This is a genomic window from Embleya sp. NPDC059213, from assembly GCF_042754445.1.
Classification (GTDB): Bacteria; Actinomycetota; Actinomycetes; order Streptomycetales; family Streptomycetaceae; genus Embleya.
Window position 1 is genome coordinate 1 of record NZ_JBHZAV010000019.1, and the last position, 13,975, is coordinate 13,975.

16 protein-coding genes are annotated in these 13,975 nt (G+C 71.3%); 11 read left to right on the forward strand and 5 right to left on the reverse strand.

All coding sequences use genetic code 11. The features are described from left to right. Together ACFXMF_RS10285 and ACFXMF_RS10290 are read left to right on the forward strand one after the other, a co-directional pair. On the forward strand, positions 1–652 hold a 652-nt coding region (locus tag ACFXMF_RS10285; protein WP_380020608.1), incomplete at its 5' end, for an IclR family transcriptional regulator. Between the two features lie 87 nt (positions 653–739). Next, entirely contained in the window at positions 740–1,519 is a 780-nt protein-coding gene (locus ACFXMF_RS10290; RefSeq protein ID WP_360307318.1) for a S16 family serine protease, read from the forward strand. 121 nt (positions 1,520–1,640) lie between these two features. On the opposite strand, the gene ACFXMF_RS10295 is transcribed toward ACFXMF_RS10290, so the two are convergent. Further along, positions 1,641–2,108, reverse strand: coding sequence for an Lrp/AsnC family transcriptional regulator (locus tag ACFXMF_RS10295; protein WP_360307321.1), 468 nt, complete (start codon positions 2,106–2,108; stop codon positions 1,641–1,643). Positions 2,109–2,180: 72 nt separating this feature from the next. Here ACFXMF_RS10295 and ACFXMF_RS10300 point away from each other — a divergent pair, with 72 nt between their 5' ends. Continuing rightward, entirely contained in the window at positions 2,181–3,548 is a 1,368-nt protein-coding gene (locus ACFXMF_RS10300; RefSeq protein WP_360307324.1) for an FAD-linked oxidase C-terminal domain-containing protein, read from the forward strand. 564 nt (positions 3,549–4,112) lie between these two features. After that, positions 4,113–4,979 carry a helix-turn-helix transcriptional regulator gene (locus ACFXMF_RS10305; protein WP_360307327.1) on the forward strand — a complete coding sequence of 289 codons (867 nt, stop codon included), beginning with the start codon at positions 4,113–4,115 and terminating at the stop codon, positions 4,977–4,979. A 292-nt stretch (positions 4,980–5,271) separates the two neighbouring features. On the opposite strand, the gene alaS is transcribed toward ACFXMF_RS10305, so the two are convergent. Then, a complete protein-coding gene (gene alaS / locus ACFXMF_RS10310; RefSeq protein WP_379987582.1) occupies positions 5,272–6,570 on the reverse strand; it encodes an alanine--tRNA ligase in 1,299 nt (432 codons plus the stop codon). A 217-nt stretch (positions 6,571–6,787) separates the two neighbouring features. Here alaS and ACFXMF_RS10315 point away from each other — a divergent pair, with 217 nt between their 5' ends. The 4 genes from ACFXMF_RS10315 (at position 6,788) to ACFXMF_RS10330 (ending at position 10,156) form a co-directional block, all read left to right on the forward strand. Next, on the forward strand, positions 6,788–7,150 hold the full coding sequence (locus tag ACFXMF_RS10315) for a hypothetical protein (RefSeq protein WP_360307333.1): 363 nt from the start codon (positions 6,788–6,790) through the stop codon (positions 7,148–7,150). A gap of 97 nt (positions 7,151–7,247) precedes the next feature. Continuing rightward, on the forward strand, positions 7,248–8,054 hold the full coding sequence (locus tag ACFXMF_RS10320; RefSeq protein ID WP_379987584.1) for an SDR family NAD(P)-dependent oxidoreductase: 807 nt from the start codon (positions 7,248–7,250) through the stop codon (positions 8,052–8,054). Positions 8,055–8,167: 113 nt separating this feature from the next. After that, positions 8,168–9,472: a nicotinate phosphoribosyltransferase gene (locus ACFXMF_RS10325; protein ID WP_379987586.1), complete on the forward strand. Its 1,305-nt coding sequence runs from the start codon at positions 8,168–8,170 to the stop codon at positions 9,470–9,472. 60 nt (positions 9,473–9,532) lie between these two features. Beyond that, a complete protein-coding gene (locus ACFXMF_RS10330; RefSeq protein ID WP_360307340.1) occupies positions 9,533–10,156 on the forward strand; it encodes an isochorismatase family protein in 624 nt (207 codons plus the stop codon). A 27-nt stretch (positions 10,157–10,183) separates the two neighbouring features. Here ACFXMF_RS10330 and ACFXMF_RS10335 read toward each other — a convergent pair whose 3' ends face one another. Then, positions 10,184–10,633 carry a hypothetical protein gene (locus ACFXMF_RS10335; protein WP_379987589.1) on the reverse strand — a complete coding sequence of 150 codons (450 nt, stop codon included), beginning with the start codon at positions 10,631–10,633 and terminating at the stop codon, positions 10,184–10,186. 183 nt (positions 10,634–10,816) lie between these two features. Between ACFXMF_RS10335 and ACFXMF_RS10340 the strand changes: the two genes are divergently transcribed. Next, on the forward strand, positions 10,817–11,020 hold the full coding sequence (locus ACFXMF_RS10340; protein ID WP_158696122.1) for a hypothetical protein: 204 nt from the start codon (positions 10,817–10,819) through the stop codon (positions 11,018–11,020). On the opposite strand, the gene ACFXMF_RS10345 is transcribed toward ACFXMF_RS10340, so the two are convergent. Both ACFXMF_RS10345 and ACFXMF_RS10350 read right to left on the reverse strand, forming a co-directional pair. Further along, entirely contained in the window at positions 11,004–11,801 is a 798-nt protein-coding gene (locus ACFXMF_RS10345) for an RDD family protein (protein WP_379987591.1), read from the reverse strand. The two genes, ACFXMF_RS10340 and ACFXMF_RS10345, sit on opposite strands and share 17 nt — an antisense overlap. Before the next feature lie 148 nt (positions 11,802–11,949). Continuing rightward, the gene (locus tag ACFXMF_RS10350; protein WP_379987593.1) at positions 11,950–12,885 is read right to left on the reverse strand and encodes an RDD family protein; all 936 of its coding nucleotides are present in this window, start codon (positions 12,883–12,885) and stop codon (positions 11,950–11,952) included. 116 nt (positions 12,886–13,001) lie between these two features. On the opposite strand from ACFXMF_RS10350, the gene clpS reads away from it, so the two are divergent. Continuing rightward, entirely contained in the window at positions 13,002–13,292 is a 291-nt protein-coding gene (gene clpS, locus ACFXMF_RS10355) for an ATP-dependent Clp protease adapter ClpS (protein WP_020553361.1), read from the forward strand. A gap of 76 nt (positions 13,293–13,368) precedes the next feature. Further along, positions 13,369–13,968: a DUF2017 domain-containing protein gene (locus tag ACFXMF_RS10360; RefSeq protein ID WP_360307351.1), complete on the forward strand. Its 600-nt coding sequence runs from the start codon at positions 13,369–13,371 to the stop codon at positions 13,966–13,968. Positions 13,969–13,975: the final 7 nt, after the last annotated feature.

Consider the following 13,975-nt stretch of genomic DNA (forward strand, 5'->3'; position numbering starts at 1 on the left):
GACCCTGGACCGAGGTCTCAAGGTCCTCGAACTGCTCGCCGATGCCTCGGACGGCTTGTCGGTACACGACATCGCCGCCGCACTCGGCGTCAACCGCACCGTTGTCTATCGCATCCTCGCCACGCTCGAACAGCACGGCCTCGTCCGGCGCGACGAGAGCGGCCGCACCAGACTCGGCCTCGGCGCGCTGCAGCTGGCCCGTCGGGCACACCCGCTGGTGCGCGACGCGGCGGTGCCCTGTCTGCGCCGACTGGCCGAGGAGACCGGCGCCACCGCGCACCTGACCATCGTGGACGGCATGGAGGCCCTGGTGGTCGCGGTGGCCGAGCCCACCTGGACCGACTACCACGTGGCCTACCGGGTCGGTTCGCGGCACACGCTGGACGCGGGGGCCGCGGGGTTGGCCATCCTGGCCGCGCGCCGCGTGGTGGCGGGCCTGGACGGGCCCAGGTCCTATGTGTACGCCCCCGGCGACGGTCGGCACACGGTGCCCGGGATCGCCGCCTCGGTGCCGGATCTCGCGGCGGTCGAGTCGAGCGTGGGGATCGTCTCGCTCGGCAACCTGGACACCGAACGGCTGGGCCGCCGAGTGGCCCAGGCCGCGGCCGAACTGTCCGACGAACTGGGCGGGGTACGGGTCTCCGCCGCGTAGTCCCGAGCGTCGCGACCACGCGCGGATCGCCGACCGCGGCTTCGGTGAGGCGAGTCCGGTACGGCGGGTGGGGGCGCGCCGTGTTTAATGCCAGGCGTGGCCCGTACCAAGCTCACCCTCCCGGTGTCCCTGCTCCTCGTCGCGATCCTGTTCCTCTTCGCGTTCCTGGTGCCGATGCCGTACGTCCTGATCACGCCCGGATCGGTGGCCGACACGCTCGGCGAGGACGGGGGGCGGCCGGTGGTCGAGATCTCCGGCCCCGCCGCGGTGTATCCGACCACCGGGCACCTGCTGTTGACCACGATCCACGCGAGCGGGCGCGACGACAAGCGCCGGCTGGCATCGCTGATCGGCGCGTGGTGGGACTCGGAGGAGTCGGTCGTGCCGAGGAAGTCCGTTTATCCGGACGGCAAGTCGGTCGAGCAGGTCGTCGAGACCAACGTCAAGGACATGGTCAAGTCGCAGGACAGCGCGACCGTCGCGGCGCTGAAGTACCTCGGCAAGTCGCCGGACCAGGTCAAGGTGACGTTGCACCTGAACGATGTCGGCGGACCGAGTGCGGGGCTGTTCTTCGCGCTGGGCATCGTGGACAAGCTGACGGAGGGTCAGCTCACCGGCGGGCGGACGATTGCCGGCACGGGGGCGATCGACGCGAACGGCAAGGTCGGGGAGATCGGCGGGTTGCCGATGAAGCTGCTGGCCGCGAAGCGGGCGGGGGCCACGGTTTTCGTTTTGCCGAAGGGGGAGTGCGGGGAGGCCGGGCGGGTCGGGGACGGCGGGCTTCGGCTGATTCCGGTCGAGACGCTCTCGGGCGCGGTTTCGGCGCTCGAGGCGTTGAACGCGGGGGGCAAGGTGCCTTCGTGCTGACGGGCGTTCGGCCTCGTCCGCCGGCCGGCCCGGTCGGCCTCGAACGCCGGCCGGGCCGGGTTCGCCGCCTGCGCCGGCGGGGCTGAGCGGCCTCGAACGCCGGCCTGGCCGGGTGGGCCGGCTATTCGTCCACCGCGGACTCGACCAGGGGCAGGACCCGGTAGGGGACCGGGGTTTCCAGGGCGATGGTGGTGGAGGCGCGGACCACGCCTTCGAGTTCGATGATCTGTTCGATTACGTGTTGTAGGTCCGCGTTCGAGCGGGCGACGATTCGGCACAGCAGGTCGCCTCGGCCGGTGATGGCGTGCACTTCGAGGATCTGGGCCACGCATTCCAGTTGCTTGCGCAGGTCGCGGCCCTGGCCCTGGCGGATCTCCAGGGTCGCGAAGGCGGTCACCGAGAAGCCGAGGGTGGCGGGGTCCACGTCCGGCCCGAAGCCTCTGATCACGCCGGCCTCGCGCAGCCGGTCCAGGCGCACCTGTACCGTGCCGCGCGCCACCGCCAGCCGGCGCGAACACTCCACGACACCGATCCGCGGTGTTTCCACCAGCAACCGGATCAGCGCGGCATCCAACCGGTCGATCTGCAAGGTGCCCTCCCTCGGGGGACTGGTTTCCCGGTGCCTACCCTGGGGCCATTCACGGCCACACCGGGAGGCAGCATGACCACCGACCTGATCACGGCACTGCGGGAGGAACTACCCGCGCACGTCCTGGTGACGGACGCGGACATCGCCGCATCGTACGCGCGTGACATGGCCGGCCTGTGTGCGGCCGGTCACCCTGCGGTGGTGGTCCTGGCCGAGACCACCGAGCAGGTGCAACACGTCATGCGGGTGGCCACCCGACTGCGGGTACCGGTGGTCCCGCAGGGCGCGCGTACCGGCTTGTCCGGCGGCGCCAACGCGGTCGACGGCTGCATCGTGCTTTCGCTCGTTCGGATGAATCGCATCCTGCAGATCGATCCCGTCGACCGTACGGCCGTGGTGGAGCCGGGGGTGATCAACGCCGACCTGTCCAAGGCGACCGCCGAGCACGGCCTGGTCTACCCGCCGGACCCGTCCAGTTGGGAGACCTGCACGATCGGCGGCAACATCGGTACCGGCGCGGGCGGATTGTGCTGCGTCAAGTACGGGGTGACCGCCGAGTACGTGCTGGGCCTGGAGGTCGTGCTCGCCGACGGGGAACTGCTGCGCACCGGGCGACGGACCGCCAAGGGCGTCGCGGGCTACGACCTGACCCGGTTGTTCGTCGGCGCGGAGGGCACGCTCGGTGTGGTCACCCGGGCCACCCTCGCGCTGCGACCGACGCCGCCGCCCGCGTTGGTGACGGTGGCCCAGTTCGCGAGCACCGCCTCGGCGGCCGGTGCGGTCTCGGCGATCATGGCGGCCGGCCACACCCCCTCGCTGATGGAACTGATGGACGGCACCACCCTGCGCGCGGTGAACGCGATGGCGAACATGGGCCTGCCGGAGCACAGCGCCGCGCTGCTCCTGGTCGCGGTGGACACCCCGGAGCCCGCCGCCGAGTTGGCCGCGATCGAGGCGATCTGTACCGAGGCGGGCGCGTTCGAGGCGTTCACCGCCGAGGACGCCGAGGACTCGGCGCTGTTCATGCAGGCCCGTCGACTCGCGCTGCCCGCACTGGAACGGCTGGGCACCAGCATGATCGACGACGTCGCGGTGCCGCGCTCGCGACTCGGCGACCTGCTCGACGGGGTGGCCGCGATCGCCGAGCGGCACGACACGGTGATCGGGGTGTGCGCGCACGCCGGGGACGGGAACACCCACCCGATCGTGATCTTCGACGCGACCGACCCGGCGGCGGTGGAGCGGGCCGGGGTCGCGTTCGACGCGATCATGCGTCTGGGGTTGGACCTCGGCGGCACGATCACCGGGGAACACGGGGTGGGCGTGCTCAAGCGGGATTGGCTCGCGGAGGAACTCGGGCCGGTGGGGGTTCGGGTGCACCGGGGGGTCAAGGCCGCGTTCGACCCGCTGGGCATCCTGAACCCGGGGAAGGTGATCTGAACCCGGGGAGGTGCTCCGGGCCGGGCCGAGGAGGGGGCGGCTCCGTCGGAAGTCCCGTCGGGTACTCCCGGGGTGGCATGTCTCGGGGGTACCCGGGGGTTCGAGTCGTCCTCCGGTAGTAGGGCCGATCGGCACTCCCGGGCGACGCCCGACAGGGGGTGTGGCACCTAGGTTTGTGGGTGTCGCTCCTGTTGGGGCGCACGGTGTCGCCTTCTCGGGCGGGACGGGTTCGTTCGGAGGTGGCGGTCGTGGAGAAGCGGGACAGTCGAGAGGTACGGGTCGCGGCAATCGCACTGCGCCGCCGTCGACAGGCACGCGCGCAGGCCACCGCCCGACTCGTCACCGCGATCCGCCGGGCGGCCTGATTCGCCGGAGCTTGTTCGGGCTTTGGCTGTTCGGCGCTTGATCGCCGGTGGGTGGGCCGCGTCGGGTAATCGGCGGCCGGCGGCCGGTGGGTCGGCCGCTTCGGAGCTGCCCGGTCCCTGGGGACGCGCAACCGGGGACTGGTGATCCAGGGACGGATGGGCCCTGGATACCGGTGCGGGGACGTCGGATCCTGTGGGCATGAACGATCGACAGGAGCTGGCCGGCTTTCTGCTGCGCTGCCGGGAACGGCTGTCGCCGGCGGACGTGGGGCTGCCCGATGGGGTCCGGCGCCGTACGGCGGGGCTGCGTCGCGAGGAGGTCGCGCGGCTGGCCGGGATGTCGGTCGACTACTACGCGCGGCTGGAGCAGAACCGGGGGCCGCATCCGTCGCCGCAGCTTCTTGCCGCGTTGGCGCGCGCGTTGCGGTTGGAGGAGGACGGGCGTGATCACCTTTTCCGGCTGGCCGGTCGTGTTCCGCCGGGGCGGTCCTGCGGTGCGGACGAGCATGTGTCGCCGGCGATATTGCTGATCCTGGATCGGCTGCACGATGTGCCGGCGCAGGTGATCTCGGATTCGGGCGACGTATTGGCGCAGAACGCGATGGCGGTGGCGCTGCTGGGGGCGAACGTCGGGCGCAACGTCGTGGTGCGGTGGTTTTGCGAGCCGGGTTCGCGGGAGCGGTTTCGCGGGGCGGACGTGGATGCGATCTCCCGGGCGTACGTGGCCGATCTGCGGGGTGTGCTCGGGGAGCGGCCGGGTGATGCGCGGGTCGCGGGGGTGGTGGCGCGGTTGTGTGCGGGGTCGGCCGAGTTCGCCGCGTTGTGGGCGGCGGCGGGGTCGGGGGGCGGGGACGAGGGGGGCGGCCTGTGCGAGGGGGCCGGGCGGTGGGGGCGGGGGGAGACGGTTTGGCATCCGGAGGTCGGGGAGATCGCCTTGCGGAGTCAGGTGCTTGTCGCCGTGGAGGCGGGGCAGCGGGTGGTCGTTTATTCGGCCCCTGCGGGGAGCCTGGCGGCTGGGCGGTTGGCGTTGCTTCGGGTTGTCGGCGTGCAAACGATGTCGGCCTAGTGGTGGGTGGGTTGGCGGGTCGGGTTGCCCTCGGTCGCCGGCCGGGCTGGTTCGCCTCAAGCGCCGGCGGGGCTGGGTGGCCTCAAACGCCGGCCGGGCTGATTCGCCTCAAACGCCGGCGGGGCTGATTTGGCCTCATACGCCGGCCGGGCTGATTCGGCTAAGCGTCGGCGAGGTTGGGTGGCCCAAGCGTCGGGCCGGCTGGGTTCGCCTCATGTGCCGGCGGGGGCGAGTGGCCCCAAGCGCCGGCCGGGTCGTGAGGTACCGGGGCCGGCCGGGCTTGGGGGTTGCTTCAGGGGTGGGTTGGTGGGAGGAGGAGGGAGGTGAGGTGGGGGGTGTCGATGGTCAGGCCGGCTTCTTTGGCGGCTTCGAGGGTCAGGTCCGGGGGGAAGCCGTGGGTGGTGTAGAGGGTGACGACGGTTTCGGTGGGGAGGTCGGGGTGGCCGGCTTCCAGGCGGCGGCGGATCGCCTTGTCGAGGAGGCGGGTGCCCTTGTGGAGGGTGCGGGCGAAGGATTCTTCCTCCCGGGCGGTCAGGGATTCGATGAGGGACGCGCTTCGGGTGAGTTCCGGCCAGGCGGGGGAGAGCGTCGTGACGATGCTTGCGGTGAGGGGTGGCAGGACGGGGCCCCGGATGCCGAGGCGACGGCCGTGTCGGAGCGCCCTTCGGATCAGTCGACGCAGGACGTATTCGGTGCCCTCCTTGCCCGGACGGATGCCGTCCGCGAGCAGGAACGCGATCGCCCGCGCGTGGTCGGTGAGGACTTCGAAGGACACCCGATCGGGGTTGTCGCGGTCGGTGGGGGAGTAGGCCCGGCCCGCCAGTTCCTCGACCGTCGCCAACGTGGGGCGCAGCAGGTCGGTTTGTACGGTGCTGTCCACGCCCTGGAGCACCGTCGCGAGCCGATCCAGGCCCAGGCCCGTGTCGATGCCGGTGCGCGGTAGGTCGCCGAGTACCGGGAAACCGCCGCCGGGTTCGCTCTCGCCGCGCACGCTGCGCATGAAGACCAGGCTCCACAACTCGACGAAGCGTTCGGGGTCGACCGAGGGTCCCCCGTCGCGCCCGTACTCCGGTCCCCGGTCGTAGGTGACGTCCGAGCACGGACCGCACGGCCCCGGTACGCCCATCGACCAGAAGTTGTCCGCCGCGCCCAGGCGTTGGATCCGCTCCGAGGGCATGCCGACCGAGCGCCAGATGCGCGCCGACTCGTCGTCGTCCTCGTAGACGGTGACCCACAGGCGGTCGGGGGAGAGGCCGAAGTGTTCGGTCAGCACCTCGTACGCGAACCCGATCGCCTCCGACTTGAAGTAGTCGCCGAAGGAGAAGTTGCCGAGCATCTCGAAGAAGGTGGAGTGCCGGCGGGTGTGTCCGATGTTGTCGATGTCCACGGTGCGTACGCACTTTTGCACCGAGGTCGCGCGGGGCACTTCGGGTTCGACGTCGCCCAGGAACCAGGGCTTGAACTGGTTCATCCCCGCGTTGGCCACGAGCAGGCTCGAATCGGGCGGCAGCAGCGAACCGGACGGCACGAGGCGATGTCCGCGCGCGGTGAAGAAGTCGAGGAAGGTGGAACGGATCTGTGGCGAGAGCATGGCGAATCGGCCTTCGCGAGAGCAGCGGGCGGTGGGAGTACACACACGCCGAGCCGGGCCGAGCGGCGCTATCGCGCTCGGTTCGCCGGCCCGACGCCGGTAGCTCGCTGCCCGTTGATCCACATGTTTCGACGATAACCGACACCGGGTTGTCGGCGACGGGATTTTCGGGCCGCGAACCGGTGCCCGGTCGCCCGGATGGCCTACCGTGACGGGCATGAGTGACCTGCCGAGCAGCGAAGCGCCGTACGGCCGGGGGGCGGACCTGCAGCCGGACATGGCCGACCGGCTGCGTTCCTACTGGGGCTTCTCCGCGCAGCGCGAACGCCAGGCGGCGATCGGCCGGGCCGCGCCGCGCAAGCGGCGACACGTCGAGGTGCAGTGCGGCAAGTGCGGCTCGACCAAGGTGAGCACCGACATCGTCGGCGACTACGTCTGCGGTTCGTGCGCCGCGCGCTGGCGTCCGCCGACCGCCGCGGACGGTCCCACGTGTCCCGAGTGCGGCTCGGGCAAGGTGTCCTCGATGCCGTACGGGGACCGCAAGTGTCGGGACTGCGATCACCAGTGGCGCCCCAGCTGACCTGCGTCTTCGTCGCGCTTTCGGCGGGAGGCCCTTGTTTTGTAGGGCTGTTGCGGATACCCACGAAGGCAAAACGATCAACGTGGGAGGCAGCGCCATGGCAGGACGTCTTCAGGACCACGTCGCGGTGATCACCGGCTCCGGGGCGGGCATCGGGCGCGGGATCGCCCGGCGGTTCGCGGCCGAGGGATGTCGGATCCTGGTCAACGACATCGGGGCCGAGTCGGCGGATCGGGTCGCCGCCGAGATCGCCGAGGTGTTCGGCGTCGACACGCTCGCGGTGGTCGCCGACGTCACGGTCAAGGCGGAGGCGGTCGGCCTGGTCGAGGCCGCGCTGGACCGGTGGGGCCGGTTGGACACGTTGGTGAACAACGCGTGGGGCGGCGGGCGGATCAACCGCCTGGAGAACAAGACCGACGAGATGTTGCAGCACGGTCTGGACATGGCCCTGTGGGCCGGATGGTGGACGATGCGCGCGGCGTTCGAGCCGATGCGGGACGCGGGTGGCGGCAGCGTGATCAACATCGCCAGCCTGAACGGCGTCAACGCGCATCGGTTCACCGCCGAGTACAACGTCGGCAAGGAGGCGCTGCGGGCGCTGACCCGCTCGGCGGCGCGGGAGTGGGCGCCGCATCAGATCCGGGCCAACGTGATCTGTCCCGGGGCCAGGACCGACGCGTTCGCGGCCTACGCCAAGGTGAACCCGGAGGCCGCCGCGCTCGCGGAGTCGGCCAATCCGATGGGCCGGATGGGCGACCCGGAGACCGACATCGGCGGCGCCGCCCTGTTCCTGGCCAGTGACGACTCGCGCTATGTCACGGGGAACACGCTCTTCGTCGGCGGCGGCACGCACATCAACGGTTCGACCTGGGCGCCGACGCCGGAGGAGGACCGGGCCGGGTAGCGAGATGGTGGATATTGTCCGGATATCGAGGCTTGAGTGGGCGAATTACCGTGATGCGCACCACTCTTGCGAGTAATCGTCAAACTGACGAGTAATCGTGTTATGCTGACGACATGGACACCGCAACCACGGCATTGCTCACGGATCACTACGAGCTGACGATGCTCGAAGCCGCACTCCGCAGCGGCGCGGCGCATCGCCGTTCGGTGTTCGAGGTCTTCGCCCGCCGACTGCCGGACGGTCGGCGCTACGGTGTGACCGCCGGCACCGGGCGGCTGCTCGACGCCATCGAGAACTTCCGCTTCGACGAGGAGACGCTGCGCTTCCTCGGCGAGGCCGGGGTGGTCGGTCCGGCGACGCTGGACTGGCTGGCGGGCTACCGGTTCACCGGCAACGTCTGGGGCTACGCCGAGGGCGAGTGCTGGTTCCCGGGTTCGCCGCTGGTGGTGGTCGAGGGCAGCTTCGCCGAGGCGGTGGTGCTGGAGACGTTGATCCTGTCGATCCTCAACCACGACGCCGCCGTCGCCGCCGCCGCATCCCGGATGACGTCGGCCGCCGCCGGGCGTCCGTGCATCGAGATGGGCTCGCGCCGCACCCACGAGGAGGCGGCGGTGGCCGCCGCGCGGGCCGCGTACATCTGCGGTTTCGCGAGTACCTCGAACCTGCGTGCCGGGCAGCGGTACGGGATCCCGACTCGGGGCACCAGCGCGCACGCGTTCACGCTGCTGCACGACGACGAGCGCGAGGCGTTCGCGGCGCAGGTGGCCGCGCTCGGCGCGGACACCACGCTGCTCGTGGACACCTACGACGTGGCGAGTGCGGTGCGCACGGCGGTGGAGGTGGCCGGGCACGAACTCGGCGCGGTTCGGCTCGACTCGGGTGATCTGCTGTTGCTCGCGCACCGGGTACGGGCGCAGCTCGACGAGCTCGGGGCGGTCAAGACCCGGATCGTGGTCACCAGCGACCTCGACGAGTACGCGATCGCCTCGCTGCGGGCGGCTCCCGTGGACGCCTACGGGGTAGGCACCCAATTGGTCACCGGCTCGGGGCAGCCGACCGCGTCGCTGGTGTACAAACTGGTCGCGCGGGCGATGAGCGATGCGCCGGACGCGCCGCTGGTGCCGGTGGCCAAGAAGTCGCCGGGCAAGCCGAGCCACGGCGGTCGCAAGAGCGCGGTGCGGCGGTACGACGCGGACGGGGTGGCCGAGGCCGAGGTGCTGCGGCCCTTTCGCGCCGATGCGGAAGCCGTGCCGGGCGAGCGGGAATTGCTGGTCCCGCTGGTCGTGGACGGAGAGATCGTCGGGCGCGAGCCGCTGTCGGCGGCGCGCACGCGACACGCGCGTTCGCGTGAGGAACTGCCGCTTTCGGCTACACAGCTCTCGCGCGGGGAACCGGTACTTCCGACGATCTACGAGTAGGCGCGGAACGGGCTCGTCGGACTCGACGGGGCCGGGCCGGTCACGAGGAGGCACGAAGCGATGACCCGGGCATTGATCGTGGTCGACGTACAGAACGACTTCTGTGAGGGCGGCAGCCTCGCGGTCGAGGGCGGGGCGGCGGTCGCCGAGGCGATCCGGCACCACGTCGCGGCCAATGCGGCCGAGCAGCCGCCGGATCCGGTGCACACGGAGACGCCGGCGTATGCGCACATCGTGGCGACGCGGGATCACCATGTGGATCCCGGGGCGCACTTTTCGGCGACGCCGGATTATGCGGGGACCTGGCCGGTGCACTGTGTGGCCGGGACCGAGGGGGCGCGGTTCCATCCGGCGTTCGCGCCGGTGGTCGAGTCGGGGCGGGTCGAGGAGGTCTTCTCCAAGGGGGCGTACGCGGCCGCCTACAGCGGGTTCGAGGGGGCGGCCGGGGACGGGACGTCGTTGGCGGACTGGTTGCGGGCGCGGGGGGTTACGCAGGTGGACGTGGTGGGGATTGCCACGGATCACTGCGTGCGGGCGACTGCGTTGGATGCGGTGCGGGAGGGGTTTTCGACGCGGGTGTTGGTGGGGTTGACGGCGGGGGTGGGGCGGGAGAGTACGGCCGTCGCGCTTGCCGAGCTTCGGGGGGCGGGGGCGGAGGTCGTGGGGGAGCGGGTCTTGCCCTGAGGGCGGTGGGGGTTCGGCTTGTTCGCCTCAAGCGCCGGCGGGGCTGCTTGGCCTCATGCGCCGGCCGGGCTGGTTGCCCTCATGCGCCGGGCAGGCTGGGTTCGCCTCACCCGGTCGGGAGCCGGACCCCGGCCCGCCCGACGTGTTCGGGCGATCGCCGAACTCGACCAGGATCACGAACACCCGCGCCTGGGCGGGCGGACGGATCTCCGCCGCGCCCGTCTCGCCCGCCGGCACGGTGCGCGCCGTGAGCCCGGGGTCCTCGGTGATCGCCTGCACCGCCGCGTCGCGCCGCTGCCCGCGCCGCTCGGTGAACGGATGCGCAAGATCGTCGTCGCGTTCGACGAAGGGGCCGGAGTCCGCGGTGCGCCCCGCCGGGGGATCGGCCGCCGGGCCCGGCGCGGCAGGCGCGGTGGCCGGCAGGAGCAGTGCGCACAGCGTGGCGACGACGGCAGGGGCGAGGTGCCTCGGGTTCACCTGCGTTCTCCGGGTCTCGGACATTCCTGAGCCGAAGATCACCGCTCCGACCGGTCGCGGGAGGGTGCCCGCAGCCCGGACCGATAAATCCCGATCGCAATCGAATGGTTACATTGCGCGGCCCGCGCAGTAGCGTGAGAGACGGGGGGCGTGCACATAGGGGTGCAGGGGAGGTGGTGCGTCGTGGCAAGAGGAGATTTCTTCCGTCTCGGCTACGGCGTATTCGTCACGATCGTCTTGACGGTCTCACTATTGGCGGCCTGGGAGCCGCGCACCGTGGCGGGAGCTGCCGTCGCCATGGGCATCGGGGTCGCGCTGGGCACGACGACGGCAGTGCTCGGCATTCGCGCACGGCATCACCCGTCCCGGGTCACGACCCGCGGATGACGGTGGTCCGGGCGGCCTTGTCGTGCAGACACTGGTGCCACGGCTGATCCCAGAATTGCCACAACACGTTGACCAGCCAGAAGAGCGTGCCCAGGCAGGGCACGGCCAGGGGCAACGTGTACACGCCGGCGCGGGTCCATGCGATCGACCCAGCGATGGGCCCGCCGTCGGCCACCCGAACCACCCGGATGCGCACCACTCGTTTGCCGAGCGTGCGGCCGAACCGGTCGAGCTGGAAGCCCTCGTAGACGAAATAGACCAACGAGAAGATCAGGCCCGAGGCGAACTGCGAGCCGAAGGTCACGTCGTCGTAGTCGTAGTCGGTGACCGGCCACGAGATCAGCCCCGCGATCACGCCGACGATGATGCTGTCGACGATCCGCGCGAGCAGTCGCCGCGCCGGACCGCCGAGGGTGGGGCCCGCGCCGTGACCGCCGCCGGCGCCGTAGGAGGGGTCCTGGCCGTAGGGACCGCCCGGCCCGTACGAGCCGCCCTGACCGTAGGGATACTGCCCGGTGGGGTCCTGGCCGTACGGCGGTTGCCCGGACGGGTCCTGGCCGTATGGGGGTTGCTGCTGCCCGGTCGGGTCCTGGCCGTAGGGCGGCTGCCCGCCGGGCGGTTGCTGCTGCCCGTAGGGCGGTTGTCCGTAAGGCGGCTGTCCGTACGGCGGTTGGCCGGGCGGGGGTTGTCGGCCGGGCGGAGGTGGTGGTCCGGACGGGTTGCGACCCGAGGGGTCGTCGCCGTACGGGTCGGGCGGTGGAGGCGGCGCACTACCTGTCATGAAGCCGAGTAAAGCGGACAAAAGCTGACGTAAGTGTGACGTCTCGGGCCAATTCGGGCGTGTCGCGCCTGGATGGGTCAGTGGTGGGGGCGGGGCGAGCCGACCCGGACCGATCCCTTGCGGACCGACTCGTTCCGGACCGGCCCGCTCAGTCCCGCGCCACGAACGTGCGTGCCGCCTTGTCGTGCAGACCCTGACGCCACGGCCGGTCGAACAGCCCCCACAGGGCGCCGAACAGGCCGATCACCAACACGCCCGGGACGTAGAGCACGGCCCACCGCCGCACCGACTGCCACAACGACGGCGTGTCGTGGCTGTCCAGGTCGGCGACGCGCAGGCCGAACAGCGTCTTGCCGAGCGAGCGGCCCCACTTCCAGGTGGGCAGCGCCTCGTACAGCAGTGCGGCCACGAGCACGGTGCCGAGCACCGCGGCGAGCGCCGTGCCGGTCGTGCCGTCGATCAGCCAGACGGTGGTGTCGCGGCCCTCGTAGCGGGCCCGGTCGATCTTGTCCCGGATGTGGTCGACCGCGTCCGGGACGAGCGGGATGCCGACCGCGACACCGGCCGCGAGCGGCACCAGCGCGTCGGCGATCCGGGCGAGCAGGCGCCGACCCGGGTTCGCCGGGCGCCGCTCGTTGGTGCCGAAGATGTCGGCTTGGACCGGTCGCCACGGCCCCGGCTCCTCGGCGGCGCGCTGCGGCGGCACCTCGGCGCCCGGCGTCGCGCCGCGCCTCGGGCCGGTGGGGGCCGTGGGACCGGTCGGGCCGGAGCGCGCCGCACCGGCGTCGGCCGGGCCGGCGGATTCGGGTGTGCCGGTCGGCGGTGCGTACATGCCCGTCGAGGACATGTCGTACAACCCGCCGGCCCGCGCGGACAGCACCTCGCCCCGGATCACCCGACCGCCCTGTTCGAGCGCCTCGGGGCCGCCCGATTGCGCGGCCTGGTCCGGTTGTTCGGCGGCGGACCGGCCGGGTTCCTCGGCCGGCCGACTGCTGTCCGGCACCCAGGCACCGCCGTCCCAGTAACGGATGTGGCCGGTGATCTCCGGATCCGGGTACCAACCCGGTGCGGGTGCAGAGGACATGGGCGGGATTTTGCCGTACGGGAGGGGTGACGGGTACGCCCCGGGTCACATCCGGGCCCGATCGCTCTCGTCGAGCCGGTTCGCCCGGGCCCAGCCCGGATGGCAGCATGGGACCCATGAGTGTCGCTCCCATCGAGGTCGAGAAGCACAAGCCCGACGAGGACGTCCGGGCGGAGACCCCTTGGGTGTGCATCGTCTGGAACGACCCGATCAACTTGATGTCGTACGTGACCTACGTCTTCCAGTCCTACTTCGGCTATCCGAAGAAGAAGGCCGAGAAGCTGATGCACGACGTGCACAACAAGGGGCGGGCCGTGGTTTCGTCGGGGACGCGCGAGGAGATGGAGCGCGACACCACCGCGATGCACGGCTTCGGCCTGTGGGCCACCATCCAGCACGACAAGTGACACCCGGGCGGTTCGCCCGTTCGGCCCGCCGACCACTTCGGTTCCCGCCCCACCTTCTCCGGGAGTTGCACAGCCTGTGAACGGCCTCTTCATGCGCGGACGCTCGGGTCGACCCGAGATCGTCCTGGAGGACATGCACGTGCGGGTGCTGGCCGATCTGTGCGGTCAACTGGTGGAGATGGTCTCGCCCGACGACGATGCGACCGATCCGCTGGCCGCCGAGCTGGGCCTGACCGGGCTCGGCTCGTCCGAGGTGCCGGTCACCCCGGACGACCCCGCGCTGGCCCGCCTGCTGCCGGACGCGTATGCCGAGGACGCCGAGGCGGCGGCCGAGTTCCGTCGCTACACCGAGACCGACCTGCGGCTGCGCAAGCGGGACAACGCGCGGATCGTGCTGGCCGACCTGGCCGAGTTGGTCGACCTGACCGAACCGGCGGACGCCGAGGAGCTGCGCACCCAGGGCGGCGAACACCGCGTGGTGCTCGACGCGGCCGGCGTTCAGGCCTGGCTGGGCACGCTCAACGACCTGCGGCTGGTGATCGGCACCCGGCTCGAAGTCACCGAGGACATGGAGGAGTTCGAGGCCAAGCTGGCCGACGACGATCCGCGGCGCTGGTTGTTCGCGGTCTTCCACTGGCTGGGCGGCCTGCAGGACTCGTTGCTCGGGGCGCTGTAGCGACCGG

Coding starts and splice junctions, on each gene's coding strand:
- ACFXMF_RS10290 (WP_360307318.1), top strand. CDS start 740: ATGCCAGGCGTGGCCCGTACCAAGCTCACCCTCCCGGTGTCCCTGCTC.
- ACFXMF_RS10300 (WP_360307324.1), top strand. CDS start 2,181: ATGACCACCGACCTGATCACGGCACTGCGGGAGGAACTACCCGCGCAC.
- ACFXMF_RS10305 (WP_360307327.1), top strand. CDS start 4,113: ATGAACGATCGACAGGAGCTGGCCGGCTTTCTGCTGCGCTGCCGGGAA.
- alaS (WP_379987582.1), bottom strand. CDS start 6,570: ATGCTCTCGCCACAGATCCGTTCCACCTTCCTCGACTTCTTCACCGCG.
- ACFXMF_RS10315 (WP_360307333.1), top strand. CDS start 6,788: ATGAGTGACCTGCCGAGCAGCGAAGCGCCGTACGGCCGGGGGGCGGAC.
- ACFXMF_RS10320 (WP_379987584.1), top strand. CDS start 7,248: ATGGCAGGACGTCTTCAGGACCACGTCGCGGTGATCACCGGCTCCGGG.
- ACFXMF_RS10325 (WP_379987586.1), top strand. CDS start 8,168: ATGGACACCGCAACCACGGCATTGCTCACGGATCACTACGAGCTGACG.
- ACFXMF_RS10330 (WP_360307340.1), top strand. CDS start 9,533: ATGACCCGGGCATTGATCGTGGTCGACGTACAGAACGACTTCTGTGAG.
- ACFXMF_RS10345 (WP_379987591.1), bottom strand. CDS start 11,801: ATGACAGGTAGTGCGCCGCCTCCACCGCCCGACCCGTACGGCGACGAC.
- ACFXMF_RS10350 (WP_379987593.1), bottom strand. CDS start 12,885: ATGTCCTCTGCACCCGCACCGGGTTGGTACCCGGATCCGGAGATCACC.
- clpS (WP_020553361.1), top strand. CDS start 13,002: ATGAGTGTCGCTCCCATCGAGGTCGAGAAGCACAAGCCCGACGAGGAC.